This is a genomic window from Streptomyces alkaliphilus, assembly GCF_014141535.1.
Classification (GTDB): Bacteria; Actinomycetota; Actinomycetes; order Streptomycetales; family Streptomycetaceae; genus Streptomyces; species Streptomyces alkaliphilus.
The window spans coordinates 1-1,902 of the sequence record NZ_VKHT01000959.1 but is presented as its reverse complement, the minus strand read 5'-3'; the positions used below and the strand labels follow the sequence as shown (position 1 = coordinate 1,902).

Genomic DNA, 1,902 nt, shown 5'->3' with positions numbered 1-1,902 from the left:
GGGCTCGCCGCTCAGCGGGGTGAGGAGGCGGAGCAGCGCCGAGGCCCGCTTCACCCGGGAGCGCAGGCCGGCCACGGTCCGGGCCCGGGGGTCGTCACTGTCGGGTGAGAGGGAGAGGAGTTCGATGATGGTGTCGGCGTTGATCCAGCCCGCCGGCAGGAAGCGGGTCAGCCCGGCGGTGAGGTAGGCACCCTGCATGAGGGTCGGGGCGCCGGGCACCTCGGCCAGGCCGGCCCGGCGCCGGTACGGCTCGGGCAGGGAGGCGACGGTGATCGCGCCCAGGAGCGGGCCGACGACGGCCCGGCCCGCCGCCCACAGGGTCGGTACGCCGTCGAGCAGCGGCGGGGCGGGCAGGTGGTCGAAGAGTCGGTAGAGGATGACGCGGGCCGCCTCGGTGTCCTCCAGTTCGTGCTCGACGACCCGGTCGAAGTACGGCCAGAAGTCGTTCAAATCCTCGGGGAGTTCCGTGGCGTCGCCGTCGAGCGCGGCGAGGTACGCGCGGTACTCGGCGTACATCCGCTCCATCGTGTCCCGGTCGAGCGGTTGGCCGCTCAGCCGGCACATGGTGACCGCGCTCTCGAAGAGCGTGGCGATCACCCAGGCGCGGGTCGCCCGGTCCATCGCGTCGTAGGGCCGGCCGCGGGAGTCGGAGCCGCTCATGCGGGAGTGCAGCCGGTTGAGCCGGGCGGCCTCCCGCTCGCGGACCGCCGGGTCGGCGTCGAACATGCGCCGCATGCTGAGGAAGGTGTTGCGCAGCCGCCGCCAGGGGCGGGCGACGAAGGTGGAGTTCTCGGCGAGGGCGGCGCCGACCTGCGGATGGGCGGCCTCCAGCACGGTGGCGCGGATGATGGCCAGTGCCCAGCGCGGGTCGTCGAAGAAGGCGCGGAACTGTGACTCCGGGCCGAACAGCGGTGCCTCGTCGGCCGTGCCCGTGGTGGCGGTGCTCATGGACGGTCTCCGTTCGTGCGGGGCGGAACACCGCCGAAGCGGCGGTCGCGGCGGCGGTAGGTGTGCAGGCAGGCGACGAAGTCGGAGGCCCGGAAGTCCGGCCAGAGCACCTCGGGGAAGATCCACTCGGCGTAGGCGACCTGCCAGAGCATGAAGTTGGAGATGCGTTGTTCGCCGGAGGTGCGGATGACCAGATCGACATCGGGGGTGTCGGGGAACGGCAGGTGGTCGGCGAAGAGCCGCTCGGTCACCTCGTCGGCGGGCGTCCCGCTGAGGATCAGTGACCTCGCGGCCTCCACGATGTCCCGGCGCCCGCCGTGGTCGAAGGCGATGGTCAGCGTCATCCCCCGGTTGTCGGCGGTCAGCGTCGTCAGGTCGTCGAGGTCCCGGGCCAGTTCGCGGGGGATGCGCGGGTCACCGGCGCCGAGGAAACGACAGCGGATGCCCCGGGCCAGCAGCAGTGGCGCGTGCTTCCGTACCACCCGGCGCACCAGCCCCATCAGGAATTCGACCTCGGGATCGGGGCGGTTCCAGTTCTCGGTGGAGAAGGCGTACAGGCTGAGCCACCGGACACCGGCGGCGCGGGCGGCCTCGATGATGTCGATGACGGTGGTCTCGGCGGCGCGGTGCCCGGCGGTGCGGGGGAGTGAACGCCGCTGCGCCCAGCGGCCGTTGCCGTCCATCACGCAGGCCACGTGTCGCGGCGCCGCGCGCGCCGGGCCGGTCTCCCGCCGCCGCCCGTCGGGTCCCTCGGACCCGTCACCACGCCGGCGCCCGCCCGGCCGCCCCTCCGTCGTCCCGGGCGCGCGCGGAACCGGGACGACGGGGCCCCTCGCGCCCGGAGCCGTTCCGCCCGGACCCGTCTTGTCGCGATCCGTCCCGGCCCGATCCGTCCCGGCCCGATCCGTCCCGCCCGGAGCGTCACGATCCGCCGCACGGCGCTCGGTCACATCC

Annotated in this window: 2 protein-coding genes; both read right to left on the bottom strand. The window is 73.8% G+C overall.

Translation table 11 applies throughout. The features are described 5' to 3' along the window. A partial coding sequence (locus FNQ90_RS21490; RefSeq protein ID WP_182607867.1) for an oxygenase MpaB family protein occupies positions 1–948 on the bottom strand: 948 nt, incomplete at its 3' end. Beyond that, on the bottom strand, positions 945–1,643 hold the full coding sequence (uppS, locus tag FNQ90_RS21485; protein ID WP_182607866.1) for a polyprenyl diphosphate synthase: 699 nt from the start codon (positions 1,641–1,643) through the stop codon (positions 945–947). The genes FNQ90_RS21490 and uppS, both read right to left, overlap by 4 nt. Positions 1,644–1,902: the final 259 nt, after the last annotated feature.